This window comes from Verticiella alkaliphila (genome assembly GCF_018904615.1).
Taxonomy (GTDB): Bacteria; Pseudomonadota; Gammaproteobacteria; order Burkholderiales; family Burkholderiaceae_B; genus Verticiella; species Verticiella alkaliphila.
Genome location: NZ_JADCNH010000038.1, coordinates 1 through 23,268, shown reverse-complemented (window position 1 = coordinate 23,268; position 23,268 = coordinate 1). Strand labels below are relative to the sequence as shown.

Annotated in this window: 19 protein-coding genes, 1 pseudogene and 1 riboswitch; of the genes and pseudogenes, 10 read left to right on the top strand and 10 right to left on the bottom strand. The window is 67.9% G+C overall.

All coding sequences use genetic code 11. The features are described 5' to 3' along the window. Nucleotides 1-11: 11 nt before the first annotated feature. The 8 genes and pseudogenes from IMZ29_RS18390 to IMZ29_RS18355 form a co-directional block, all read right to left on the bottom strand. Nucleotides 12-884, bottom strand: coding sequence for an IclR family transcriptional regulator (locus IMZ29_RS18390; RefSeq protein WP_216186798.1), 873 nt, complete (start codon nucleotides 882-884; stop codon nucleotides 12-14). 263 nt (nucleotides 885-1,147) lie between these two features. Beyond that, a pseudogene (locus IMZ29_RS18385) lies at nucleotides 1,148-1,390 on the bottom strand (acyl-CoA dehydrogenase family protein); the annotation flags it as partial. A gap of 286 nt (nucleotides 1,391-1,676) precedes the next feature. Continuing rightward, the gene (locus IMZ29_RS18380) at nucleotides 1,677-3,026 is read right to left on the bottom strand and encodes an NtaA/DmoA family FMN-dependent monooxygenase (protein ID WP_216186796.1); all 1,350 of its coding nucleotides are present in this window, start codon (nucleotides 3,024-3,026) and stop codon (nucleotides 1,677-1,679) included. A 4-nt stretch (nucleotides 3,027-3,030) separates the two neighbouring features. Continuing rightward, nucleotides 3,031-4,038, bottom strand: a complete 1,008-nt coding sequence (locus IMZ29_RS18375; RefSeq protein WP_216186793.1) for an ABC transporter substrate-binding protein — start codon at nucleotides 4,036-4,038, stop codon at nucleotides 3,031-3,033. Nucleotides 4,039-4,059: 21 nt separating this feature from the next. Then, nucleotides 4,060-4,764, bottom strand: coding sequence for an ABC transporter ATP-binding protein (locus tag IMZ29_RS18370; RefSeq protein ID WP_216186823.1), 705 nt, complete (start codon nucleotides 4,762-4,764; stop codon nucleotides 4,060-4,062). Between the two features lie 80 nt (nucleotides 4,765-4,844). Continuing rightward, nucleotides 4,845-5,684 (bottom strand): ABC transporter permease subunit, encoded by an 840-nt coding sequence (locus tag IMZ29_RS18365; RefSeq protein WP_216186791.1) that lies wholly within the window; start codon nucleotides 5,682-5,684, stop codon nucleotides 4,845-4,847. 8 nt (nucleotides 5,685-5,692) lie between these two features. Next, nucleotides 5,693-6,688 (bottom strand): Bug family tripartite tricarboxylate transporter substrate binding protein, encoded by a 996-nt coding sequence (locus IMZ29_RS18360; RefSeq protein WP_216186789.1) that lies wholly within the window; start codon nucleotides 6,686-6,688, stop codon nucleotides 5,693-5,695. Beyond that, nucleotides 6,688-7,773 carry an LLM class flavin-dependent oxidoreductase gene (locus tag IMZ29_RS18355; RefSeq protein WP_216186787.1) on the bottom strand — a complete coding sequence of 362 codons (1,086 nt, stop codon included), beginning with the start codon at nucleotides 7,771-7,773 and terminating at the stop codon, nucleotides 6,688-6,690. The genes IMZ29_RS18360 and IMZ29_RS18355 overlap by 1 nt, the downstream gene beginning before the upstream one ends. 242 nt (nucleotides 7,774-8,015) lie before the next feature. On the opposite strand from IMZ29_RS18355, the gene ruvA reads away from it, so the two are divergent. From ruvA to IMZ29_RS18330, 5 genes are all read left to right on the top strand, one after another. Beyond that, nucleotides 8,016-8,591: a Holliday junction branch migration protein RuvA gene (ruvA, locus tag IMZ29_RS18350; protein WP_216186785.1), complete on the top strand. Its 576-nt coding sequence runs from the start codon at nucleotides 8,016-8,018 to the stop codon at nucleotides 8,589-8,591. Nucleotides 8,592-8,684: 93 nt separating this feature from the next. Next, entirely contained in the window at nucleotides 8,685-9,449 is a 765-nt protein-coding gene (locus IMZ29_RS18345) for a GntR family transcriptional regulator (RefSeq protein ID WP_216186784.1), read from the top strand. A 42-nt stretch (nucleotides 9,450-9,491) separates the two neighbouring features. After that, a complete protein-coding gene (locus IMZ29_RS18340; RefSeq protein WP_216186783.1) occupies nucleotides 9,492-10,472 on the top strand; it encodes a tripartite tricarboxylate transporter substrate binding protein in 981 nt (326 codons plus the stop codon). Then, a complete protein-coding gene (locus tag IMZ29_RS18335) occupies nucleotides 10,469-11,470 on the top strand; it encodes a 3-hydroxyacyl-CoA dehydrogenase family protein (protein WP_216186782.1) in 1,002 nt (333 codons plus the stop codon). The genes IMZ29_RS18340 and IMZ29_RS18335 overlap by 4 nt, the downstream gene beginning before the upstream one ends. A gap of 51 nt (nucleotides 11,471-11,521) precedes the next feature. After that, entirely contained in the window at nucleotides 11,522-12,346 is an 825-nt protein-coding gene (locus tag IMZ29_RS18330; protein WP_216186781.1) for an acetoacetate decarboxylase family protein, read from the top strand. Nucleotides 12,347-12,450: 104 nt separating this feature from the next. Here IMZ29_RS18330 and IMZ29_RS18325 read toward each other — a convergent pair whose 3' ends face one another. After that, entirely contained in the window at nucleotides 12,451-13,080 is a 630-nt protein-coding gene (locus IMZ29_RS18325) for a hypothetical protein (RefSeq protein ID WP_216186780.1), read from the bottom strand. Nucleotides 13,081-13,288: 208 nt separating this feature from the next. On the opposite strand from IMZ29_RS18325, the gene IMZ29_RS18320 reads away from it, so the two are divergent. From IMZ29_RS18320 to IMZ29_RS18305, 4 genes are all read left to right on the top strand, one after another. Further along, nucleotides 13,289-13,588: a DUF3649 domain-containing protein gene (locus IMZ29_RS18320; RefSeq protein WP_216186779.1), complete on the top strand. Its 300-nt coding sequence runs from the start codon at nucleotides 13,289-13,291 to the stop codon at nucleotides 13,586-13,588. After that, nucleotides 13,585-15,246, top strand: coding sequence for a PepSY-associated TM helix domain-containing protein (locus IMZ29_RS18315; RefSeq protein WP_216186778.1), 1,662 nt, complete (start codon nucleotides 13,585-13,587; stop codon nucleotides 15,244-15,246). Before IMZ29_RS18320 ends, IMZ29_RS18315 begins: the two co-directional genes overlap by 4 nt. Further along, the gene (locus IMZ29_RS18310; protein ID WP_216186777.1) at nucleotides 15,243-15,572 is read left to right on the top strand and encodes a DUF3325 domain-containing protein; all 330 of its coding nucleotides are present in this window, start codon (nucleotides 15,243-15,245) and stop codon (nucleotides 15,570-15,572) included. The genes IMZ29_RS18315 and IMZ29_RS18310 overlap by 4 nt, the downstream gene beginning before the upstream one ends. A 223-nt stretch (nucleotides 15,573-15,795) precedes the next feature. Then, a complete protein-coding gene (locus IMZ29_RS18305; RefSeq protein ID WP_216186776.1) occupies nucleotides 15,796-16,890 on the top strand; it encodes a YncE family protein in 1,095 nt (364 codons plus the stop codon). Between the two features lie 67 nt (nucleotides 16,891-16,957). On the opposite strand, the gene metH is transcribed toward IMZ29_RS18305, so the two are convergent. Next, nucleotides 16,958-20,740: a methionine synthase gene (gene metH / locus IMZ29_RS18300; RefSeq protein ID WP_216186775.1), complete on the bottom strand. Its 3,783-nt coding sequence runs from the start codon at nucleotides 20,738-20,740 to the stop codon at nucleotides 16,958-16,960. A 180-nt stretch (nucleotides 20,741-20,920) separates the two neighbouring features. Next, a riboswitch (cobalamin riboswitch) is annotated at nucleotides 20,921-21,154 on the top strand. 98 nt (nucleotides 21,155-21,252) lie between these two features. On the opposite strand from metH, the gene IMZ29_RS18295 reads away from it, so the two are divergent. After that, complete coding sequence (locus IMZ29_RS18295) at nucleotides 21,253-23,103, top strand: TonB-dependent receptor domain-containing protein (protein ID WP_216186773.1); 1,851 nt, start codon at nucleotides 21,253-21,255, stop codon at nucleotides 23,101-23,103. Nucleotides 23,104-23,268: the final 165 nt, after the last annotated feature.

The window sequence follows — 23,268 nt, the reverse complement described above, 5'->3', positions numbered from 1 at the left end:
AGAGAGGAAATTCACGCGGATTCGGCCGATCCGGTGGGAATCGTTCCGCGCGGGGTGTGTGTCCGGGCGTTGGCCGGCACGGCGCTGGGGCCGCCGGCGTCACCCGTGACGTGGGCTTCGGTGAGCGCGCGCGCCATGGCACGCAGGCGTGGCGCCACCTCGTCGATCAGGTAACGGCGGGTGAGCCGAAAGGCCGGCCCGCCGCAATTGAATCCGTACACATGCTGGCCGGGGCCGAACGGCAGGGCGATACCCGCCGCATGGATGTCCTCGTGCCAATCGCCCAGGGCAAAGCAGCAGCCGTGCTCGGCATAGTCGCGTTGCGACGCCTCCCACTGGGGCTCGAAGAGCGTCCACTCGTTCGGGAAGCGCCGGCGCAAGGATTCGAGCAGGGGCTCGCGGGCATCGGCCGGCAGCGCATTCAGGTAGGCGCGCCCCATGGAGGTGGTCATGAGCGGAATGCGGTCACCTACCGACAGGCCCAGGGTCAGCACCCCCCGGCCCGAGCGGGCGTGCTCGAGGTAGACCATGCTGTAGCGGTCGCGCCGGCCCAGCGAGACGGCCACGCCGGTCTCCTCGGCGAGCCGCTGCATGTGCGGGCGGGCCACGTCGCGCAGCTCCACGCCGGCCAGGGTGGCGTAGCCCAGGGCGAGCACGCCGGGGCCCAGACGGTACTTGCCCGTCTGCTCGTCATAATCGAGGTAGCCCAGGCTGCGCAGGGTGTAGGTCAGGCGCGAGACGGTCGGGCGGGGTAGTCCCGAGCGCCGGGCCAGCAGCTGATTGGTGAGCTCCGCGCTGTCGGGACGAAAACACCGCAGCAATTCCAGGCCGCGTGCGAGCGCGGTGACGAACTGGCGGCTTTCCGGGGCTTCGAAGCCTGGCATCGTGGGTACTGTCTCCGTGAGGGTGGCGCCGGGTAGGCGCCCCGCGTCGCGGCCGTGCATGGCAGCCGCGCTGATTGGCGAAAATCTTGCCCGTCCGGGCACCTGGGGTAAAGCGCCGCGAACGTTGCGGTTCGCACTGCGAAACGGTTTCTCTGGCGTATTGTCGAGGTACGCGGGCAAACCCGTACACGCAGGGCAGTCTGGTCGTCCGCCAAGCGAAAAGCGTACCGCAGTTTGTGCAGGGGGCCGGCACGCCCGGACGGCTAGAAGAACGCGCCGGTGGGCGGCAGCGTCCCGTGCAGCAGGTGCTCGCCCAGAAAGCGCTCCTTGTAGAGCCTGGGATTGTGCGCGGAGATCACTTTGATGTTGCGCCAGTGGCGGTCCAGCGCCGCACCCGTGCCCACGACGGATCCCGAACCGAGGTCGATGAGCGCGCTCGCGAGCTCAGGCGCCAGGGCGTCGATGACGATCTTGGCTTCGATCGCCCGGCGCGTGGCCACGAGCGTCAGGGGATCGACCTGGGGCGTGCCCCAGGCGGCGAACGCGGCCAGGGATACGCCCGCGCCGCCCTGATGCACGGGCAGGCGCAGTCGCGCAAAGCCCGCCCGCTTGAGCGCTTCGGCGTCCTCGTGAGGCAGATCGCGCTCGGTATCGCGCCGCGCAGCGTCGGCCGCGATCTGCGCGAAGCGCGGCGCAAAGCCATGGGCATGCGTGGTGAATGCCGTGAAAACGGGGTCGTCCACGGCGGCTGCCGGCGCCGTAGGTTTGGGCAAGGCGGACATGCGCTTCTCCTCAGCCCGCCCGCTGCCAGGCGGCCGGGCCGGCATGCGGTTGGACGAGACCCAGATGGCCGCGCAGCGTGTGCGTGTCGTACGCCTGCCGAAAGCGTCCGGCACGCTGCAGCACGGGGATGAGGTGATCTGCGATCAGGTCCAGGCCGGCCGGCTGCACGTCGATGTTGAGGTTGAAGCCATCGGCCGCGCGCGCATCCACCCAGCTGAGCATGTTCTGAGCAAACCCCTCGGGCGTGCCGGTGTAGACCCGATGCCCGCCCGTGATGTTGGAGAAGAGCAGTTCGCGGATGTTCCAGCCATGGGCACGCGCCTCCTTGAGCATTTCCTGACGGTGCCATCGCGAGGCGATCGGCACCAACGGCTCGTTCGCGTCGATGCGCGCGTGCGGCAGCGGCGCATCCAGATCGGCCAACGCCTCAGGATCCAGTGCCAGATGGCGCGCAAGTTCTTCGCGCAGCGACGCCGTGTCCAGGCGATCGTCGAGCGCCCGCTTGTGGCGCTGCGCCTCCTCGTCGGTGGAACCGAGGATGGGAAAGAGCCCAGGCATGATGAGCAGTTGCGAGGGATCCCGGCCGGCGGCTGCGGCCAGCCGCTTGGTCTCGGCATAGAAGGCCTGCCCGCCCGCCAGCACCCGCTGGCCGGTGAAGAGCGCGTCGGCAAAGCGCGCACCGAACGCCTTGGAGTCGGCCGACTGCCCCGCCTGGAAGATCACGGGCCGGCCCTGCGGGCTCTGCGGCACGGATAACGCCCCGCGTGCGGAGAAGTGCCGTCCCTGGACATCCACGGGGCGCAGGCGCTGCGGGTTCAGGTAGACGTGACGTTCGGCGTCCGCCTCGATGGCCTCTGCAGGCACGCTGTCCCACAGCGCCGTCACGATCTCCACGAACTCCTGCGCACGCGCGTAGCGCTCCTCCTGGTTCCAGCCATTCTCCACGCCGAAGGCACCGAGCGCGGGCGGGTTCTGGGACGTGATGATGTTCCAGGCCGCGCGACCACGGCTCACGTGGTCGATTGAGGCGATCTGCCGGGCGACCGTGTGCGGGTGGCCGAAGAGCGATGTGGTGGTCACCACCAGCCCGACGTGCTGCGTGTGCTGGGAGAGCGCGGCCACGAGAATGGCCGGATCCAGCGCGCGCCATGGACGCACGTAGCTTTCGCTCACCAGGCCGCCCGGGCCGTCGGCGAGGAAGATGGCATCGACCAGGGCGCGCTCGGCCGCCTTGGCAATGGCGACGAAATGGTCGATGTCGGTGGACAGGCTCGCCGCGTCCGGCAGCGTCTTCCACGCGGCATCGTGCCGCCCAGAGGCCAGCACGTTCACACCCAGACGAATGAATGGCTGCGTCATGGCTTCACACCTTCACGCTGTGCGCGGCAACGTCGATCTTCCCGCGAATGATGTTGCGTTCGGCCAGCCAGTCCGCGGCCTTCTGGAAATCCGCGATGAAGGCCTTGTCGTCCGGCTCGTAGAAGCGGTTGGTGCGCGCATAGGACACGAGCTTGTCGCGAACCGCCTCGCTGTAGCCGCCTTCGCGCCGGGCGATCTCCTCGGCCTCGAGCGGGTGCTCCGACATCCACTTGCCTTCCTCGTAATAGGCATCCTGCACGGCGCGCACCAGCGCCGAATTGCCCGTGGCGAAGTCGCGCGTCACGACGAGCGAGCTGTAGTCGATGAGGAAATCGAGGTCCGTGCCCTCGAAGAAGATGTCCTTGGCGTCGTTCTGGTGGCGCGAGATGTCCACCCCCGGCGTCCACATCGACCAGGCATCCACCTTGCCCTGGGCGAAGGCAGGGCCGGCATCGGGCGGGTTCAGATAGACGAACTGCACCTTGTCGCGCGGGATGTCGAACTTCTCCAGCGCGGCCACGACAAGGAACTCGCCCAGGCCAGCCTTGTTGACCGCCACGCGCTTGCCCACCAGATCGCGCACATGATCGATGCCACTGTCCTTCTTCACGATGATGGCCGTCGAGCGCGGCGCATACACGTTGAAGGCGGTGAAGACGAGGGGCGAACCGGCCAGGATGGCGGCCAACGCCGGGGTGGTCGAGCCCCAGAAGCCGAAATCGGCGCTGCCGCCCACCACCGCCTGCATCGACGGGGCATGGTTGGCGAAGGGGCCCACCCATTCCACCTTGATGCCCTGGTCCTTCAGGCGCTTCTCGAGCTCGCCGCGCTCGCGCGCGACCAGCGGGATGCCGCCACGCCCGAAGCCCAGGCGCACGGTGTCGGTATTGCGCGTGCGCTCGGGTTGTGCGGCGTGCACGAGCGCCGGGGGCAACAGACCGCTGGCAAGCGCAGCGCCACCCAACTTGAGAAGACTGCGGCGATCGATGTGGGGTGCTTTCAAGACAGACATGGAGGTTATTCCGTAGGGATATCAGCGGCGAATCTGGTCGTCGGCGACGCCAAGCTCGCCGAGCAGGCGGTGGCGCAATGCAGTGAGATCATCGACCTCGGCATTGGCATGGATACTGGCGATGCGCCCGGCGCGCATGACGAGAATGCGATCGGCAATGGCGATCGCCTCGTCCACGTCGTGCGTGACGATCAGCACGCCCGGGCGATGGCGGGCTACGAGCTCCTTGACCAGCACGTGCATCTTGATGCGCGTGAGCGCATCGAGCGCGGCAAAGGGTTCGTCCAGCAGCAGGAGCCCCGGCTCGCGCACCAAGGCGCGCGCCAGCGCGACACGCTGCGATTGCCCGCCGGACAGGTTGCGCGGCCAGTCGGCTTCGCGGCCGGCCAGCCCGACTTCGGCCAGCGCCGAGGCCGCCTGAGGGAGGGCATGAGGCGCGAGGCCCAGGGAGACGTTCTCGATCACGCTCGCCCAGGGCAGCAGCCGGTGCTCCTGAAAGACGACCGAGGGCGAACCCGCCGTGCGGATGACGCCCGCGTCCGGCGCATCCAGCTCCGCCAGGGCGCGCAGCAGCGTCGTCTTGCCGCAGCCGCTCTCGCCCAGAAGGGCCACGAATTCGCCGCGGCGGATCGACAGGGACAGATCATCGATGACGACGCGGTCGCCGTAGGCCCGGCGCAGGCCCTGCACGATGACGGCCGTCTCGGCATCGAGGCCCGGGGTCATCGATGCCCGATGACTCGACGATCGGGTCGGGATCGACGCGGGCGGATGCGCCACACGTGGGCGGGTCAGGGGAATGGAGCTCATCGCTGTGCCTCTTTCGCGAAATTGGGATGCCAGCCGAGAAGGCGTCGCTCCAGCGCGCGAGCCAGCGCATCGGCAGCGACACCGATCACGGCGTAGATCACGATGGCGAGCACGATGACGTCGGTCTGCAGGAATTCGCGCGCGTCCATGGCCAGAAAGCCGATGCCCGACGTGGTGGCGAGCGTCTCGGCGATCACCAGCGCCAGCCAGGCGGTGGCCAGCGAATAGCGCACGCCAGTGAGCACCGAGGGCATCGCACCGGGCAGCACGATCCGGCGCACCGTGGCCAGGCGCGTGAGGCCGGCCACGCGCGCCACCTCCAGCAGCTTCGGATCGATCTGGCGGATGCCGAGCACCGTGTTCACGTAGATCGGGAAGAAGACGGCCAGGGCGACGAGGAAGATCTTGCCGATCTCGTCCACGCCGAACCACACGATGACCAGCGGCAACAGCGCCAGGAACGGAATGGCGCGGATCATCTGAATGGGACGATCGAAGAGCGCATGGGCCAGGCGGGAGAAGCCGGTGAGCACGCCGAAGGCGAAGCCGAGCGCGCCGCCCACGGCGAACCCGGCCGCGGCGCGCAGCAGCGACGCGCCGAGATGTCGGAACAAATCGCCACTGGCAATCATGTCCCAGGCCGTGTTCAGCACCGAGCTGGGTGGCGGCAGCACCTGCGCGCGGATGAGCCCGGCGCGCGAGGCGGCCTCCCAGGCCAGCACGAGCAGCACGGGCACGAGCCAGGAGAGCAGGAAGTAGCGCTGGCCGGCGGACAGCCGCGGCCCTCGGCGGATCTCGCGCGCCGGCAGCGGCGCAGACAATGTCAGGTCTTTCATGGCGGGGTTCATTGCGTCGTCACGCCGCGCTCGTTCACCACGCGGCGCCACTTGTTGAGGTCTTCCTGAATCTGGGCGGAAAAGCCCGCCGGCGTGCCGCCCAGCGGTGTCAGGCCCTGGCTGTCGAAGGCGGCGCGCACCTTGACGGACTGCGTTGCCGCCACGATCTCGGTGTTCAGCCGCTCGACGATCGGCGTGGGCGTGGCGGCGGGTACCACGACACCGAACCACCCGCTGGACAGGAACTCGGGCAGGCCGGCCTCGGCCGCTGTGGGCACGTCCGGCAGCGCAGGGCTGCGCGTGGCGCTGGTGATGACGAGCGGGCGCAAGGTGCCCGCGCGGATGTGCGGCGCCTGCACGGTTTCGGTATCCACCGCCACCTGCACGTGCCCGCCCAGCACCGCCTGCACGGCAGGCGCGCTGCCGGCAAAGGGCACATGCAGCATGTTGGCCTGCGACAAGGCGTTGAGGAGCACCCCCGTGAGATGACAGGCAGTACCCACCCCGCAGGACGAATAGCTCACCTCGCCGGGATGCTGGCTGGCGTGGGTGAGCAGGGATTTGAGGTCCGGGATCTTGGCCGCGACCGGCACCGACACGACATACGACCCGGAGGCCACCAACGCCACCGGCGCGAAGCTCTTGACCGGGTCGAACTTCAGATTGCTCTGTAGCGCGGGCAGAATGGTCAGCTGCCCGGTGGTGGCCAGCGACAGCGTGTAGCCATCCGGCGCGGCGCGGGCGGCCGCCTCGGCCGCGATGGCCGTACCGGCACCGGGCCGATTCTCGGGCACGACGGGCTGGCCCAGGCGCTCGCCGAGCTCGGTGGCGAGGAGCCTGCCGATCGAATCGGCGGCCCCGCCCGGCGGGAACGGAATGATGAGCTTGAGCGGACGGCTGGGCCAATCCGCGGGAACGTCGGCCGCCTGCGTGGGTGCGGCCAGCAGGGGGGCGAGGGCCAGGGCGGTCAGTTGTGCCACCCGCGAGAAACGTCGAACGCGCATCACGCCGCCTCGCGTTGCAGATCCTGGCGTTGCGTGAGTTCACGCAGCCGGGGAATCAGTTCACGGCCGTAGTCCACCGCATCCTCCAGGGGATCGAAGCCGCGCAAGAGGAAGGTGTCCACCCCGAGCGCGTAGTACTCGCCCAGGGCCTGCGCCACCTGCTCGGGCGTGCCGACGAGCGCCGTGGCGTTGGCACGGGCGCCGGTGAGCTGCGCGATGCCCGTCCACAGCCGGGTGTCGACGCGGGGCCCGCGGGCAGCTGTGGCGAGCAGACGGCGGGCGCCTTCGCTCTGTTGCGGATCGCCGGGCGGCAGGCCCGCGGCTTCGCGCAACGCCGTGGCACGCCCCAGGATGGCGTCGGCGCGCGCCCAGGCCCTGTCCTCGGTGTCGGCCAGGATCGGGCGAAAGGACACCGAGAACCGGAGCCGTCGGCCTTCCTGCGCCGCCCGCGCACGCACGCGCCCGGTCAGCTCACGGACCTGATCGAGCGATTCGCCCCAGAGTGCGTAGATGTCGGCATGGCGCGCAGCCACGTCCAGCGCGGGCGCCGACGCACCGCCAAAGAAGATCGGGACATGCGGGCGCTGCGCGGGCTTGACCTCGGAGAAGCCTGCGTTGAAGCGGTAGTGCTCACCGTCATGGTCGAACGGGGCATCGGCCGTCCAAAGGCCGCGCAGCAAGCTCAGGTACTCGTCGGTCCGGGCGTAACGTTCGTCGTGCGACAGATAATCTCCATCGCGCCGCTGCTCGGCGTCCGAGCCGCCCGAGATGATGTGCACGCCAAGGCGCCCGCCCGTGAACTGATCCAGGGTCGCGATCTCGCGCGCGGCAAGGGTCGGCGCCACGAACCCCGGCCGATGCGCCAGCATGAAGTGCACGCGCTCGGTGGCCTCGGCCGCCACGGCAATCGTGAGCTGGGCGGACGGACCCGTGGAATGATGCGGCACCAGGATCCGATCGAAGCCGGCATCCTCGTGCGCACGGGCAAATGCTCGTACATATTCGCGATCCACCACGGCCCCACTGGGTGGATGGATCTCTGATTGGTGCCGACTCTGGATCATGCCGATGACATGGACGCTCATGGGGCGACTCCGCAATGGCCGCACCCAGGGCGCGGCGGTATCTCGAAGCAGGCATCGTCACATGCGGGCACGCGCAGACTAAATACATTCTGGCGTGATCCATATGCTCGCGTTTCAGCACGCGGCGGTTGGAAGCTTATGCCGTCATTGTTGGTACATTTCCGTCAATTTGCACCCGAATCGCGCCGCGGTCTATAGTCGGCTGCCCCAATGCAACCAGGCCGGCTCGCGGCCCCGCCCCCATGATCGGACGCCTCACCGGTACCCTGCTGGAAAAACTGCCCCCCACGATCTGCCTGGACGTCCAGGGCGTGGGCTACGACATCGAGGTGCCCATGAGCACGCTCTACGCGCTGCCGGACAACGGCGCGCGCGTGAGCCTGCTCACGCACCTCGTCGTGCGCGAGGATGCGCACGTGCTGTACGGCTTTGCCACCCCGGAAGAGCGGATGGCGTTTCGCCAGCTCATCAAGATCAGTGGCGTAGGCGCGCGGATTGCCCTGGCGGTGCTCTCGGGCATGACCGTGGCCGAGCTCTCGCAGGCCATCACGCTGCAGGAGGCCGGCCGGCTCACCCGCATCCCGGGCATCGGCAAGAAGACGGCCGAGCGGCTGCTGCTGGAGTTGAAGGGCAAGCTCGGCGCCGATCTCGGTGCGGGCGCGGCCCACGTCACGGTCGATGCGCAATCCGACATCCTCCACGCGCTCACCGCGCTCGGCTATTCCGAGAAGGAAACGACCACCGCCTTGAAGTCGATCCCGACCGGCACTAGCGTCACGGATGGGATCAAGATGGCATTAAAGCTGCTCGCACGCTGACGCTTTCCCACCCGCTCTCCCCGCGCTAGAACACACGGCACTTGCTTGTGCCGTGCGTTGACAGCGGCATCTTCATTTCCTATAGTTCTAATAATGGGAACTTTAAAACAAGACTCGCTGGTTCACAGCAAACAGCCGCTGTATCAGCAGCTCGCCACCGTCTTTCGCCTGAAGATTCAGAGTGGGGAATGGCCCGCAGGCATGCAGATCCCCCCGCTGGTGGATCTGTGCGAGCAGCTCGAACGCGGGCGCGTGACCGTGCGCAGCGCCCTTGCCGAACTCGAAAACGAGGGCCTCATCACGCGAGCCCGCGGGCAAGGCACCTTCGTGCGCGCCACGCCGGACGAGGCCACGCCCCAGTTCGCGATCGTGCGCACCTGGGAAGACCTGGTGGATTTCGGCCGGCACAGCGAACAGGAAGTCATCACAGAAGCCAGTGATTCGCCGCTCGAATTGCCGGCGTGGTGCTCCAGCGAAGGCATCGTGGCCGAGCGCTATCACCGCCTCGAGCGGGTCTACCTGCGCCAGGGCGTGCGCGTGTGCTACAGCTTGGTCTATGTCGCCTCCGACGTCTACCTCGCGCACGCTGAGCGCTTCCAGGAGCGCGCCGTGGCCACGGTGGTCGGCGAGACACCTGGACTTGCCATCGGGCAGGCGCTGCAGAAAGTTCTCTTCACATCCGCTGGCGATGAAACCGCCAGCCATCTGCACATTCCGGTGGGCGCGCCCATCGCGGAAGTCATCCGGCGGGTGTATGCACCCGACCGCCGGCTGATCTATTGGTCACGGGTGCATTTCCCCGGCAAGTACGTCCGCATGGACTTCGACCTTCTCAATCCAGGCACTGACCCGGGCTGAGACGACACACGCGCCAATCTTCACAAATACATAGAGACAGACATGCTTCGTTCATTCATCGGCCCGCTTCGGGGCCTACTGGCTGCCGCCGGATTGCTCACCGCGCTGGGCGCGCAGGCCCAGGCAGCCTACCCCAACCGTCCCGTAACGCTGATTGTGCCTTTCGGTGCCGGTGGCACGACCGATCAGCTCGCGCGCGGCCTGGGCGACGCATTGTCCCGCCAACTCGGCCAGACGATCGTGGTGGAGAACAAGCCGGGCGCCAACGGCACCATGGGCGTGATGCAGATGCGTCGTGCCGAGCCCGATGGCTACACGCTGTCCATCATTCCGATGGGCGTGTTCCGTCAGCCCTACCTGCAACCGGGCGGGGTGGCCTATGACCCGATCAAGGACGTGACCTATGTGTCCCAGATCGCCGAGTACGCCTACGCACTCGCGGTGCGTGCGGATTCCAAATGGCAGAACATCGACGATCTGCTCGCCGATGCCCGCCGCCGCCCCAGCGCGATCAACTACGGCTCGTCGGGTCTGTTCACGAGCAATCACCTGGCCGTGGTCGAGCTCGAGCGCGCTGCCAACGTGGACATGACGCACGTGCCCTTCAAGGGTGATGCCGAGGCGTTGTCCGCCCTGCTGGGAGGGCACGTGGACATGGTCTCGTCCACCAACACTGTGTTGCCCTTCATGAAGTCTGGTCAGATGCGCGTGCTTGCCACCGTCGGCGCCGAACGTCCGGCCGACTTTGCCGACGTGCCCACGCTCAAGGAAGCCGGCCATGGCGTGGTAATGGCCTCACCCATCGGCGTGGGCGCGCCGGGCGGGCTGCCAGCGCCAATCGTGGCGAAGCTGGACCAGGCCATCGCCAACGCCCTGCGTGACCCCGCGTTCCAGGAGATCGCCGCGCGCATGGGCCTTACGCTGGCCTACGCTGATCACAATGCCTATACCGCCTTTGCGCACAACGCCGTCGCCTCCGAAAAGACGATCATCGAGCGCCTGTCCGCGGAGATCAGCAAGTGAGCGGGTTGACACTGGCAGAGTTTGGCGGCCGCCCCCTGACCGCCGGCACGGATCGGGTGGTCGTGCTGGGCGCAGGCGTCATGGGCCCAGGCATCGCCCTCGTCTTTGCCGAACACGGCTTTGACGTGGACCTGTGCGAGACGCGGCCCGCCGCGCTCGAGCAAGGCCTGGCCACGCAGGCCGACGCGCTGCAGTTGAAGGCGGAGCTGGGCCTGACGCCGGCCGACTCGGTCGCCAGCATCCGCGCTCGCGTCCATGGGCACACCGACAGCGACGTCCCGTTGCGCGGCGCGCGGCTGGTGATCGAAGCCGTCACCGAGAATGCCGATGTCAAGCGCGCGGTCTACGCACGCGTGCAGCAGCTCGCGCCGGCCGACACCGTCGTCTGGAGCAATACGTCCACGATGAACGTATTCGAGCTGGCTGAGCCCGTGCTGCGCGCGCGGCTGCTCGTCGCACACTGGTTTGCCCCGCCACACATCCTGCCGCTGGTGGAAGTGGTGGGCGAGCCCGACACGCAGCCCGGGCTGGTAGACCAGACATTGGCGCTGCTGCGCGCCCTGGGCAAGACGCCGGTGCGGCTGGAGAAGTTCGTGCCCGGCTTTCTTATCAACCGGCTGCTGCGCGCGCTGGGCCGCGAGGCCTTCTTCCTCATGGATCAGGGCGTGGTGACGGCCGAGAACCTGGATGCGGCCGTGCGCACCAGCCTTGCGCCGCGCATGCAGATCCTGGGCCTGCTGCAACGCTATGACTTCACGGGCCTGAACCTGAGCCTGCGTCACCTAGGCGATCCAGCCATGGCAGACGCTCCGGTCGATCTGAACCCGCAGGCCCTGAGCGATCGCGTGACGCGTGGCGATCTGGGCGTGACCACCGGCAAGGGCTTCTACGACTACGCTGGCCGCACCCCGCTGGCCTTGCAGCGCGAGCGCGATGTGCGCCTGTGGCAAGTGCTCAGTCAACTCGGTGATCTGGTCACCGATCCCAAGCCTCTTTGATGTGCGGCGTGGCGCTTTGCGCCGCCCGCCTGCCTACGCTCAGACCTCATCATGACGACACCGCGCTCCCCGGCCGCTCCCCGCCCCGATCTCTACCGCATGCCGACGGTCTTCGGCCCTTCCCCTGGCCCACGCCAGGCCCCGCCTGGCGTACGCTATGACGACACACAAAGCCCGCATCGCGTTTCGGTCTATGCGCGCTTTCACACGCAAGCCAATGCCGTGCAACAACTGCTGCCCGAGGGTCTTCAGGCTCTGCAAGAGGCGCTGCTAGCGATCGAGTTCAGCTACCTGAGCGAGATCGACTGGCTTGCGGGCCGCGGCTACAACATGCTCAGCGTGCGCGTGCCCGTGCGCCGGGCCGGCGATAGCCCGATGCAGGGCTGGTTCCAGCCGGTGATCTGGGAGAACCTGACCGAGCCGATCCTGAGCGGACGCGAGGAACTGGGCTGGAACAAGATCTATGCGGATCTGCCACCCATGCAGAGTCGTGCCGGCGAACATCGCTGTCTCGCGCAGTGGCAGGGCTTTCGCTTTCTAGACTTGACCCTGGACGAGCTGACGCCTGCGCCGCTCACACTGGGCGGTGGCTTGCCCGTGCTGCACCACAAGTTCATTCCCGCCACGGGCAATTGGGGCCAGGCCGACGTGGACTATCTCACGATGACGCCGCCAGGCAGCCCGCAGATGCGCGTGCTCTCGCACGTCACTGGCCGGGCTCAGGCAATCTGGCATCGTCCGCACTGGGAGGACATGCCAACGCAGCACCACATCGTGCAAGCGCTGGCGGATCTTCCGATCACCGGCCTGCATTCGGCGGGGATGTACACCAGTCGCGGGGGCAAGGACTTGTCGGATCAGACACGGCTCGACTGAACCTTTCTCGCGGGCACGTCGTACCTGAAGCCGCGTGTCCGCAAGCGGCTGACACGTCCATCACCGCCGGCATCAAAATGGCCTTGAAGCTGCTCGCGCGCTGATCAGCGCCCCGGGGATCGTTCCGTCAGACCCCACGGCTTTTGCTGGGGATCGCTGCCGTCCCAGCGCAGTTGATCCACGCGCCAGCGCCCCGACGGCTGGCGGATCATCGCCACCTGCAACGCCTTGGGCACCCCGTCGTTCTGCACGTCCAGGACGACGCGGGTGGCATCTGGGCTGGCCGGACCCTCCACGATCTCGAAAGCGCCGATCGCCACGGGCAGCAGCAGATGCTGCGCGGCGTAGCGCATCGAACGGTCGAATGCCATCGAGGGCATCGAGCGCACGTCTTCCCAGAACTCGTCATCCAGTCGGAAGGCATCCAATGCCGTGACGCCGCCCAGCCCTTCGGGCTTATAGAGGGACTCGGCCCGAAACTCGGACATGGCCTGGAACATGCCTCGCTGCGCAGGTGACGAGAGGTGAAAGTAGGCGCGCTGATAGTCCGCCGTGCGCCAGGCCGTCAGGAATCCCTCCAGGCTCGAGCGCGCCGTGCGCATGTCCAGGCTCTCGAAGTAATTGCGGGGCTTCATCCCGGCAGTCGGCGAGGCAGGGTCAGACGCTGCCTGCACCGGCAGGCTGGCGCCGGACATGGCGAGGGCGAGAGGGATCAGGGCAAGACGCTTTCGCATGGGAGCTCCAGAGTGGGCAAAGCCACGACGCGGCCATAGTACTGTCAGTGCCCGCGCGGTGCGCGGGGGCACGTGTCGAGAGAAGCCGGCGTGCTTGTGCTCGGCAATAGGGTCTTCGTTGCCTCCGCCGCAACGAAGACATAAAATGCGACTCATTCTTGTTCCTATCGAGAGCGCCGGGCGCGTCTGCGGACCCTGCGCTGCCCCCATGAACTCTCCGGTCCGGCGCGTCCTGCGCCACGGTCCATTGGCGTCACGCATCGTCGCTGCGGTGTTCGGTGGCTACGCGCTGGCTGCATTGACGAGCGTGGCCGCCGTGAGCCTGCCGCTCAGTGCGTCTGAGGCCGTGCTCACCGGCATGCTGACGAGTTTCCTGGTCTACACCGGCGCGGTGATCTGGGTGTTCGCCGTGCGCAGCGCGCGGCGGGCGTGGGCAGGACTGGCCCTGGCCGCCGCCCCGCTTGCACTGGCTGCCTGGCCCGTATGGCAACAGGCCGCCTCGTCATGAGCACCGTCACGACGAACGAGACCCGACCCTTGAGACAACCGCGTGCCCCCAAGCCGCCCGGCATCCGACAGACCATGTCGGACCTGCACATCTGGGCGGGGCTGCTGGTCGGCTGGATCCTGTACGCCATGTTCCTCACGGGCACGGTGAGCTACTTCAAGGACGAGATCTCCAGCTGGATGCGGCCGGAGCTTCCCCACGTCAGCCAGCGCGAGGACGTCGCCGTGGTCGCGCAGCGCGTGGCGGACCGTGTGCCAGGCCTGGCCCCGGGCACCACGCAGTTCAGCTATGAATTGCCGGACAGCCGCAACGGCGTCATCGACGCCTTCTGGCGCTCGCCGGAAGGCGGGCGGCGCGGCTTCGGCAGCGCCACGCTGGATCCGGCCACCGGCGAAGCCCTGGCCAAGTCCCGCGAGACGCGGGGCGGCGACTTCTTCTATCGGTTCCACTTCCAGCTGCATTACCTGCCCATCGCGTGGGGCCGCTGGATCGCCGGCCTGTGCGCGATGTTCATGCTGGTGGCCATCGTAAGCGGCATCATCACCCACAAGAAGATCTTCGCCGACTTCTTCACGTTCCGGTGGGGCAAGGGCCAGCGCTCCTGGCTCGACGGGCACGCCGCCCTGTCGGTATTCGGCCTGCCGTTTCATCTCATGATCACCTACAGCGGCCTGGTCACGCTGATGTTCATGTACATGCCCTGGGGCGAGAACGTGGCGTACCAGACCGCGGCCGAACGCCGGGCCGCGAGCGCGGAGCTGAGCAGCTTCGTGTCTGCCGAGAAGCCGGCTGGCCAGCCCGCCCCGCTCGCCTCGGTGGCCGACATGGTCCGCCAGGCTCAGGCCCGCTGGGGGGAGGACCGCATCGGCCGTGTGCAGTTGAACAACCCGGGCGATGCGGCCGCGCGCGTGATGATCGTGCGCAACGAGGCGGGCCGCACCTCGGCGAGTCCGGTGTTCATGACCTTCGACGGCACCACGGGCACCCTGATCGAGGTCAAGGACCGCGTGGGCGGTGCCGCCGAGACCCGCGGCGTGCTGTACGCCCTGCATCTTGGACGGTTCTCCGATACGGTCACGCGCTGGTTGTACTTCATGGTCAGCCTGGCCGGCACGGCCATGGTCGGCTCGGGCCTGGTGCTGTGGGTCGTCAAGCGCCGACAGAAGCTCGCGCCGGGCGCGCGGCCTCACCTGGGCCTGCGCTTGGTCGAGCGGCTCAACGTTCCTGCCATCGCCGGGCTGTCGCTGGCCATGACGAGCATGCTGTGGGCCAACCGCCTGCTGCCGGTGGACATGGCCGGGCGTGCAACCTGGGAGGTCGATGTCATGTTCATCGTCTGGGCGCTGACGCTGGTATGGGCGCTCGTGCGTCCCGTGCGGCGCGCCTGGATCGAACTGCTCTGGGCGAGCGCGGCCGCACTGGCGCTGCTGCCAGTGCTGAACCTCGTCACGACGGATCGCGGTCTGCCCAGCGCCATCGCTCGGGGTGACTGGACGTTCGCCGGATTGGACTTCGCGCTCCTGGGTCTGGCAGCGCTGCATGCCGCGCTGGCGATGCGGGTGGCCCGGCACAAGCCCCGCGTGAAGGCCGCAGCGGCCCGCCAGCCCACCCGAGCGGCACCACCTGCCGGCGACACACCCGCGAGGATCACCCCATGAACCACGCCCTGGCATTGGTGCTGGCCGTGGGCGGCTTTGCGGGACTCGCCCTGGCCATGGCGCGCCATCAGGACGATCTTTTCGGACGCGAAGCGCCGCCCCATCTCACCCGCGCCTGCCGCGTCACGGGCTGGCTGCTCATCGTCGCCTGCGTCTGGCTGTGCGTGGCGCTCTGGGGCTGGGGACTCGGCCTGGTGATCGCCAGCGGCCACACCAGCGCTGGCGCCGGCCTCGTGTTCTGTGCCCTCATTGCCATCGATCGCCGCCAGCAGGCGCGAGCCGGGGCCAAACCCTCTTCGTCGTCTCATCACAGGAAAGCTGCATGATCCCGTTCAAGACCACCCTCGGCGCGCTGGCCGTGACCGCGCTCCTGGCCGCGTGCTCTGACAGCACGCGCCTGCGCCCGCCGCAGCCCCCACCGCCCCGACAGTGGCTCCGGCCGCGCCGGCACAGCCGGCGCAGCCCGCGCAACCCGCGCAGCCTGCTCAACCTGCCCAGCCCGCGCAGCCGGCTCAACCCGCGCAACCTGCCGCGCCGGCGCAGCCGGCCGTGCCTGCCACGCCCGCCGCCCCGGCCTCGGCAGCAGCCCCCGCCAGCGTCGCGGCCGCTCCCCAGGTCCAGCGCGAAGCCCTGGCCCGTGGCGTCTATGAGCTTGCCTTCAGCCCGCGTCAGAATGCCGTCTTCGTCGCGTCCTCGGGTGGCTTCGGTGCAGATTCCGACCCCGGCAAGATCCTGCGCCTGGATCCGCAGACCTTGGCCGTGCAAGCCGAGATCGTCCTGGATCGCAAGGCCTTCGGCATCAACATCGACGACGCGGCCGATCGCCTCTACGTGGGCAACACGGTCGACACGTCCGTGACGGTCGTGGACATTGCCAACAACCGCCAGGTCGGCATCGTCCAGCTGCAGGAGAAGACCACGGGCGAGGACGGCAAGTCGCGCTACACGCATGACCTGCGCGAACTGGTGCCCGACCCTGCCAATCACCGTCTGTACGTGAGCGGCCACGGCGAGAAGAGCGTGCTCTTCGTCGTCGACACGCAAAAGCTCGAGGTGGTGAACACCATCGAAGGCCTGGGCGGCCCCAAGGCGCCGGGGCTGGCGTTTGATGCAGACAACAACCGCGTCTACGCGTCCAACCTGCAGGGCGAGCTCCTCACCATCGACCCCGTCAAGGGCGATGTCGTGCAGCGCGTGAAGACCTCGGCCGAACAGCCCATGAACATCGTCGTGGACCGTGCCGCCAAGCGCCTGTACGTGACGGACCAGGGCGCAAGCCTGATCCGCGACTACCAGATCAAGAGCCTCCCGGGCTTCGAATCCAAGCACCCGGGCAACCGCGTGGTGGTGTTCGAGGCCGACAGCGGCAAGGAAGTCGCCAGCATCGAGACGGATGAAGGCCCGCTGGGCCTACTGCTGGACGCGCCACGCAAGCGCCTGTACGTGACGAACCGCGAAGCCGGCACCGTCACCGTGTTCGACAGTGAGAGCCACGCCAGGCTGCACACGATCGAGGTGCCGGATCACCCCAACAGCCTCGCGCTGGATGCGGCCAACAACGTGCTCTACGTGACCATCAAGAACGGCGACAAGGCCGAGAAGACAGCCAACGAAAGCGTGGCGCGCATCGCCCTGCCGGACTGAAGTCGGCCCCGCGGCGGATCACGCCCCCGCGCGCCGGACGGGCAGGCGCAATGCCTGCCCCTTTTGCCTAGCCTTCCAGGTTCGGCATCAACGCCCGGCGCACATCCGCCTCGGGCAGACCGCTGCGGGCGATGTAGTTCTCCAGCTGGTCCTGTCCGATGATGCCCACATTGAAGTACTGCGCCTGCGGGTGGCTGAAGTAGAAGCCGGAGACGCTGGAGGCGGGCAGCATGGCGTAGCTTTCCGTCAGCGTCATGTGGATCTCGTGGCAGTCCAGCACGTCGAACATCTCGCGCTTGACGGTGTGCTCCGGGCACGCCGGATAGCCCGGCGCGGGCCGGATGCCGCGGTATTCCTCGCGGATCATGGCGGCGTTGTCCAGCGTCTCGTCGGCCGCGTAGCCCCAGAGATCGCGGCGCACGCGGGCGTGCAGGCATTCGGCAAAGGCCTCGGCGAAGCGGTCGGCCAGCGCCTTGAACATGATGAGCGAGTAGTCGTCGTGCGCGGCGATGAACTCGGCTTCCTTCTTCTCCATGCCCAGGCCGCCGGTCACGGCGAACATGCCGATGTAGTCCTTCACACCGGTCTCGCGCGGGGCGATGAAGTCCGCGAGGCACTTGTTGTCGACGCCTTCGCGCTTGGCGCCCTGCTGGCGCAGGTTGCGCCAGGTCAGCAGCACCTCGCGGCGTGACTCGTCCGTATAGAGCTCGATGTCATCGTCATCGACGGTGTTGGCCGGGTAGAAGGCGATGACGCCATTGGCCGTGAGCCAGCGACCCTCGATGATCCGGCGCAGCATGTCCTGACCGTCGGCGAACACCCGGGTGGCCTCCTCGCCGACCACGCTGTCCTGCAGGATCGCAGGGTAGGGGCCATGCAGGTCCCACGTCTGGAAGAACGGACCCCAGTCGATGTAGCGCGCGATCTCCGCGAGGTCATAGTGCTTGAACGTGCGCCGTCCGACGAAGGCGGGGCGCGGCGGCACGTAGGTCGTCCAGTCCAGCTGCGGACGGTTGGCGCGCGCCTGCGCGAGGCTCACCAGCGGCGTTGCCTTGCGCTTGGCGTGGCGCTGGCGCACGGCTTCGTAATCCGCCGAGAGCTCAGCGAGGTAGGCTGCGCGCTTGTCCTCGGACACGAGATTCTGCGCCACGCCCACCGCGCGGCTGGCGTCCGGGGTGTAGACGACAGGGCCGGAGGCGTAATGCGGCGCGATCTTCACCGCCGTGTGCACGCGGCTGGTGGTGGCGCCGCCGATCATGAGCGGCGTGCCGCGCTCGCGGAACCACGGGTCGCGCTCCATCTCGGCCGCCACGTGGGACATTTCTTCCAGGCTGGGCGTGATGAGCCCGGAGAGCCCGATGATGTCGGCGTTCTCGTCCTTGGCCTTCTGCAGGATCTCGGCGCACGGCACCATGACCCCCATGTTGACGACCTCGAAGTTGTTGCACTGGAGCACCACGGCCACGATGTTCTTGCCGATGTCGTGCACGTCGCCCTTGACGGTGGCGATCACCATCTTGCCGGCCGAGCGCACCACGCCGCCAGCGGCTTCGAGCTGGCGCTTCTCTTCCTCGATGAAAGGGATCAGGTGAGCCACCGCCTGCTTCATGACGCGGGCGGATTTCACCACCTGCGGCAGGAACATCTTGCCCTCGCCGAAGAGGTCGCCCACGATGTTCATGCCGTCCATCAGCGGGCCTTCGATCACCTCGATGGGGCGCCCGCCGCGCGCGGCCACGGCCTGGCGCGCCTCTTCGGTGTCCTCGACGATGAACGCCGTGATGCCGCGCACCAGCGCGTGTGCCAGGCGCGCTTCGACCGGCTCGGCGCGCCAGGCCTGGTCCTCTTCCTTCTTCTCGCCAGAGCCCTTGACCGTCTCGGCGTGCTGCACGAGCCGCTCCGTAGGCGTGCGCTCATCACTGGCGCCCTCGCGCCCCACGGGCTCGGCGCGGTTGAGCACGACGTCCTCGACCAGATCACGCAACTTCGCGTCCAGGTTCGCGTACACACCCAGCTGGCCGGCGTTGACGATGCCCATGGTGAGCCCGGCCTTCACCGCGTAATACAGGAAGACCGTGTGGATGGCCTCGCGCATTGGCTCGTTGCCGCGGAACGAGAAGCTCACGTTGGAGATCCCGCCCGAGATGCGCGCATGCGGCAGGTTGTCGCGGATCCAGCGCGTGCCCTCGATGAAGTCCACGGCGTAGTTGTTGTGCTCGTCGATGCCCGTGGCCACGGCAAACACGTTGGGGTCGAAGATGATGTCTTCGGGCGGGAATCCCACCTCGTCCACGAGCAGGCGATAGGCGCGCGCGCAGATCTCGCGCCGGCGCGGCAGCGTATCGGCCTGGCCGGCTTCGTCGAAGGCCATCACCACCACGGCCGCACCATAACGTCGGCACAAACGCGCGTGATGCAGGAAGATCTCCTCGCCCTCCTTCATGGAGATCGAGTTGACCACCGGCTTGCCCTGCACGCACTTCAGGCCCGTCTCGATCACGCTCCACTTGGAGCTGTCGATCATCACCGGCACGCGCGAGATATCCGGCTCGGAGGCGATGAGGTTCAGGAAGCGGTGCATGCACGCCTCCGAATCCAGCATGGCCTCGTCCATGTTGATGTCGATGATCTGCGCGCCGTTCTCCACCTGCTGGCGCGCCACGGCGAGCGCCTCGTCGTACTTCTCCTCGCGGATCAGGCGCGCGAACATCTTGCTGCCCGTCACGTTGGTGCGCTCGCCCACGTTGACGAAGAGCGTCTCGGCATCGATGTTGAGCGGCTCCAGGCCCGAGAGCCGCGTCTTCACGGGGATCTCGGGAATGACGCGCGGCGTCTGGTGGGCCACGCGGTTGACGATGGCCTGGATGTGCGCCGGCGTCGTGCCGCAGCAGCCGCCCGCCATGTTCACCAGGCCCGATTCGGCAAAGGACGCGAGCAGCGCGGAGGTGTCCTCCGGCGTCTCGTCAAAGCCCGTGTCGCTCATCGGGTTGGGCAGGCCGGCGTTGGGATACACGCAGACGAAGGTGTCGCTGATCTTGGCGAGCTCGGCCACATACGGGCGCATCAGCGCCGCGCCCAGGGCGCAGTTCAGGCCGATGGTGATGGGCCGCGCATGACGCACGGAATTCCAGAAGGCCTCCACCGTCTGGCCCGACAGGATGCGTCCGGAGGCGTCCGTCACGGTGCCCGAGATCATCACCGGCAGGCGCTCGCCGCGCGCCTCGAACACTTCCTCCACCGCGAAGATCGCCGCCTTGGCGTTGAGCGTGTCGAAGATGGTCTCGATCAGCACGATGTCGATGCCACCGTCGAGCAGCGCATTGAGCTGCTCGACATAGGCCGTGCGCAGCTCGTCGAAGGTGACGTTGCGCGCGCCCGGATCGTTCACGTCCGGCGAGATCGAGGCCGTCTTGGGCTGAGGGCCCAACGCGCCGGCCACGAAGCGCGGCTTGTCCGGCGTGTTGATGGCGTCACAGGCTGCGCGCGCGAGCTGCGCCGACACGAGATTCATCTCGTAGGCGAGTTCGGGCATGGCGTAGTCGTCCTGCGCGATGCGGGTGGCGCCGAAGGTGTTGGTCTCGATCACGTCCGCCCCCGCGAGCAGGTACTCGCGGTGGATGCCCTCGATGATGTCCGGACGGGTGATTGACAGCAGCTCGTTGTTGCCCTTCACGTCCTTGCCGTGCTCGGCAAAGCGCGCACCCCGGAAATCGCTTTCCGTGAGCTTGTGCTGCTGGATCATGGTGCCCATGGCGCCATCCAGGATCAGGATGCGTTGGGTGAGCAGACGGGCGAAGTCCGCGCCCCGGGTATAGGACTCGGGCGGATAGGGCAGCGAGGGAAAGCGCATGGGGATTCCAGGCGCGCGCAACACGCGCGCGGGTAAGGCGATAGGGCAACCGGGTATCGTAGCAAACGTGCTGTATACCGTCGGTGCGGCCTACCCGCCCGGACGCAAGACACGAGGCGGAGTGTCGCGTCTGCCTGACACTGGCCATGCGTCAGATATCGCGCTACGAGACAGAGTGTTACATTGCGCCCAAGAACCGGTGCTGCCCCATAGGCGGTGAAACGGGAAACAGGAGGTCCGCTCGCGCGGCCCCAACCTGTGCTGCCCCCGCAACGGTAAGCGTGCGTTCCTCACGAGGATCACGATGCGTCACATGCCACAGGCTTGCTTCATCCAGAGGCCCGGAAGGCGACGCGTTGCAGGCCATTTGGCCACGCCCGCAGCCCGGAGACCGGCCGGTTCGACGTTGCACGCCCTTCGCGTGCGGCGTCCTGGCGAGCCGCTCCCCGATTCTGGAGACGGCTCAATCTCGACCGACGTGCGGGGTCGCGCGTCCTACCGAAGTCTCCTTCATGTCCTCTCGTCTGTCTTCCCGCTTGCCGGCTGCCGCCGGCTCGCTGCTGCTGGCCGCCCAGGCCGGCCTGCCCGCGCACGCCGCGCAGCCCACCCAGCTCGCACCCATTGCCGTGATCGGCAGCCGCGCTCCCCAACCCCTCGATGACGTGCTGGGTGACGTCACCGTCGTCGATCGCGCCGCCATCGACCGCGCCGGCTCGAGCAGCCTGGCCGAGCTGCTGTCGCGCCAGCACGGCATCGAGTACGTCGACAACGGCGGCCCGCAGACAGCCACCAGCCTCTTCATGCGTGGCGCCAACAACGCGCAGACGCTGATCCTCGTCGACGGCATGCGCATCAACAATGCCACAGCCGGCGGCGGCGCCCTGAACGCGATCGCCCTGAACGACATCGAACGCGTCGAGATCCTGCGCGGGGCGGCGAGCAGCCTGTACGGCGCCGACGCCGTGGGTGGCGTCATCAACGTCATCACGCGCCAGGGCGCGGACAAGCCGCTCTCGCTGCGCGCCGACATCGGGGCGGGCAGCCACGGCACCGTGCGCACCAGTACGAGCCTCGCGGGCAGCAACGCCGGCTGGCGCTACGCCCTCAATGCGGGCTACGGCCAGAGCCGCGGCTACAACGCCACCACGCCTGAGAACGCGTTCTCGTACAACCCGGATCGCGACAGCTGGTACCAGCGCAACGTCTCGGGCTCGCTTGCCTATGCGTGGGCCACCGGGCACGAGGTGTCGATACGGATGTTCCACGACCGCGTGAACGGCGGCTACGACGCGAGCACGGCCGAATACAACGACCGTGCGGTCCAGACGGTGGAAGGCTTTGCCCTCGCGAGCCGCGACCGCATCACGGCCCAATGGCTGAGCACGCTGCGCCTGGGCGTGACCGAGGACGAGAACGTCAGCATCACCCTGGGCGATGACTCGCGCTTTCGCACGCGGCAGCGCCAATACGGCTGGCAGAACGACTACCAACTCACGGACACGCAGCGCGTGACGCTGGCCTTCGACCGGCTCGAGCAGCGCGTGACGGGGGATCTGCAGGACTGGTCGACAGGCGTGGGCATGCCTGCGGACTACGCCGTCACCGCGCGCAACACCAACGCGGTCACCGGCGTCTACACGGGCGACTTCGGCCGCCACCACGTGCAGGCCAGCCTGCGTCACGATGACGACTCGCAATACGGCGGCCAGACCACGGGTGGCGCGGCCTATGGCCTGGACCTCCTGCCCGGCCTGCGCGCCACCCTCGCGGCCAACACCGCCTTTCGCGCGCCAACCTTCAACGAGCTGTACTACCCGGGTGGCGGCAATCCGGACCTGGCGCCGGAGAAGTCGCGCAACGTCGAGGCCGGCCTGCGCTGGCAGCGGGGCAGCACGGAACTGGGTGCCACGGTCTACCGCAACCGCGTCACCAATCTCATCACGGGCTGGCCGTCCGAGAACGTCGGCCGTGCCATCCTGCGCGGCGTGACGCTCACGGGCGCCCACCAATGGGGCAACACTGCCCTGCGCGCCAGCCTGGATCTGCAGGATCCGCACGACGCCGCGACGGGCGACGTGCTGCTGCGCCGCGCCAAGCGGGTGTTCCGCCTGAATGCGGACCACCGCATCGGTCTGGCCCGCGTGGGCGCCGAATGGTATCTGAGCGGCGAGCGCTATGACGTGGGCCGTCAGCGTCTGGGCGGCTACGGTCTGCTCGCCCTCACGGCATCGTATGACGTGACGCCCGAAACCCAGGTGCAACTGCGCTGGAACAACGTGTTCGACAAGCAGTACACGCTGGCCCAGGGCTACGCCACGCAGGGCTCGTCGGTGTTCGTCAACGTCGCCTACCGCCCGCGATGAGCATGGACGGGTCTGGCTCAACATTGCCTGGCCCTTCCAGGCGGGTGTCGCGCAAGCGGCAGCGGGCCGCCGTCCTCGCGATCGGCATGGGGCTCATCCTCGCGGCCCTGTGCGTGCTGGCGGCAGCGCCCGGCCGAGTCGTGGGGCAGGGCGCGTCTGCCGGCC

Coding starts and splice junctions, on each gene's coding strand:
- IMZ29_RS18390 (WP_216186798.1), bottom strand. CDS start 884: ATGCCAGGCTTCGAAGCCCCGGAAAGCCGCCAGTTCGTCACCGCGCTC.
- IMZ29_RS18380 (WP_216186796.1), bottom strand. CDS start 3,026: ATGACGCAGCCATTCATTCGTCTGGGTGTGAACGTGCTGGCCTCTGGG.
- IMZ29_RS18375 (WP_216186793.1), bottom strand. CDS start 4,038: ATGTCTGTCTTGAAAGCACCCCACATCGATCGCCGCAGTCTTCTCAAG.
- IMZ29_RS18370 (WP_216186823.1), bottom strand. CDS start 4,764: ATGACCCCGGGCCTCGATGCCGAGACGGCCGTCATCGTGCAGGGCCTG.
- IMZ29_RS18365 (WP_216186791.1), bottom strand. CDS start 5,684: ATGAAAGACCTGACATTGTCTGCGCCGCTGCCGGCGCGCGAGATCCGC.
- IMZ29_RS18360 (WP_216186789.1), bottom strand. CDS start 6,688: ATGCGCGTTCGACGTTTCTCGCGGGTGGCACAACTGACCGCCCTGGCC.
- IMZ29_RS18355 (WP_216186787.1), bottom strand. CDS start 7,773: ATGAGCGTCCATGTCATCGGCATGATCCAGAGTCGGCACCAATCAGAG.
- ruvA (WP_216186785.1), top strand. CDS start 8,016: ATGATCGGACGCCTCACCGGTACCCTGCTGGAAAAACTGCCCCCCACG.
- IMZ29_RS18345 (WP_216186784.1), top strand. CDS start 8,685: ATGGGAACTTTAAAACAAGACTCGCTGGTTCACAGCAAACAGCCGCTG.
- IMZ29_RS18340 (WP_216186783.1), top strand. CDS start 9,492: ATGCTTCGTTCATTCATCGGCCCGCTTCGGGGCCTACTGGCTGCCGCC.
- IMZ29_RS18330 (WP_216186781.1), top strand. CDS start 11,522: ATGACGACACCGCGCTCCCCGGCCGCTCCCCGCCCCGATCTCTACCGC.
- IMZ29_RS18325 (WP_216186780.1), bottom strand. CDS start 13,080: ATGCGAAAGCGTCTTGCCCTGATCCCTCTCGCCCTCGCCATGTCCGGC.
- IMZ29_RS18320 (WP_216186779.1), top strand. CDS start 13,289: ATGAACTCTCCGGTCCGGCGCGTCCTGCGCCACGGTCCATTGGCGTCA.
- IMZ29_RS18315 (WP_216186778.1), top strand. CDS start 13,585: ATGAGCACCGTCACGACGAACGAGACCCGACCCTTGAGACAACCGCGT.
- IMZ29_RS18310 (WP_216186777.1), top strand. CDS start 15,243: ATGAACCACGCCCTGGCATTGGTGCTGGCCGTGGGCGGCTTTGCGGGA.
- metH (WP_216186775.1), bottom strand. CDS start 20,740: ATGCGCTTTCCCTCGCTGCCCTATCCGCCCGAGTCCTATACCCGGGGC.
- IMZ29_RS18295 (WP_216186773.1), top strand. CDS start 21,253: ATGTCCTCTCGTCTGTCTTCCCGCTTGCCGGCTGCCGCCGGCTCGCTG.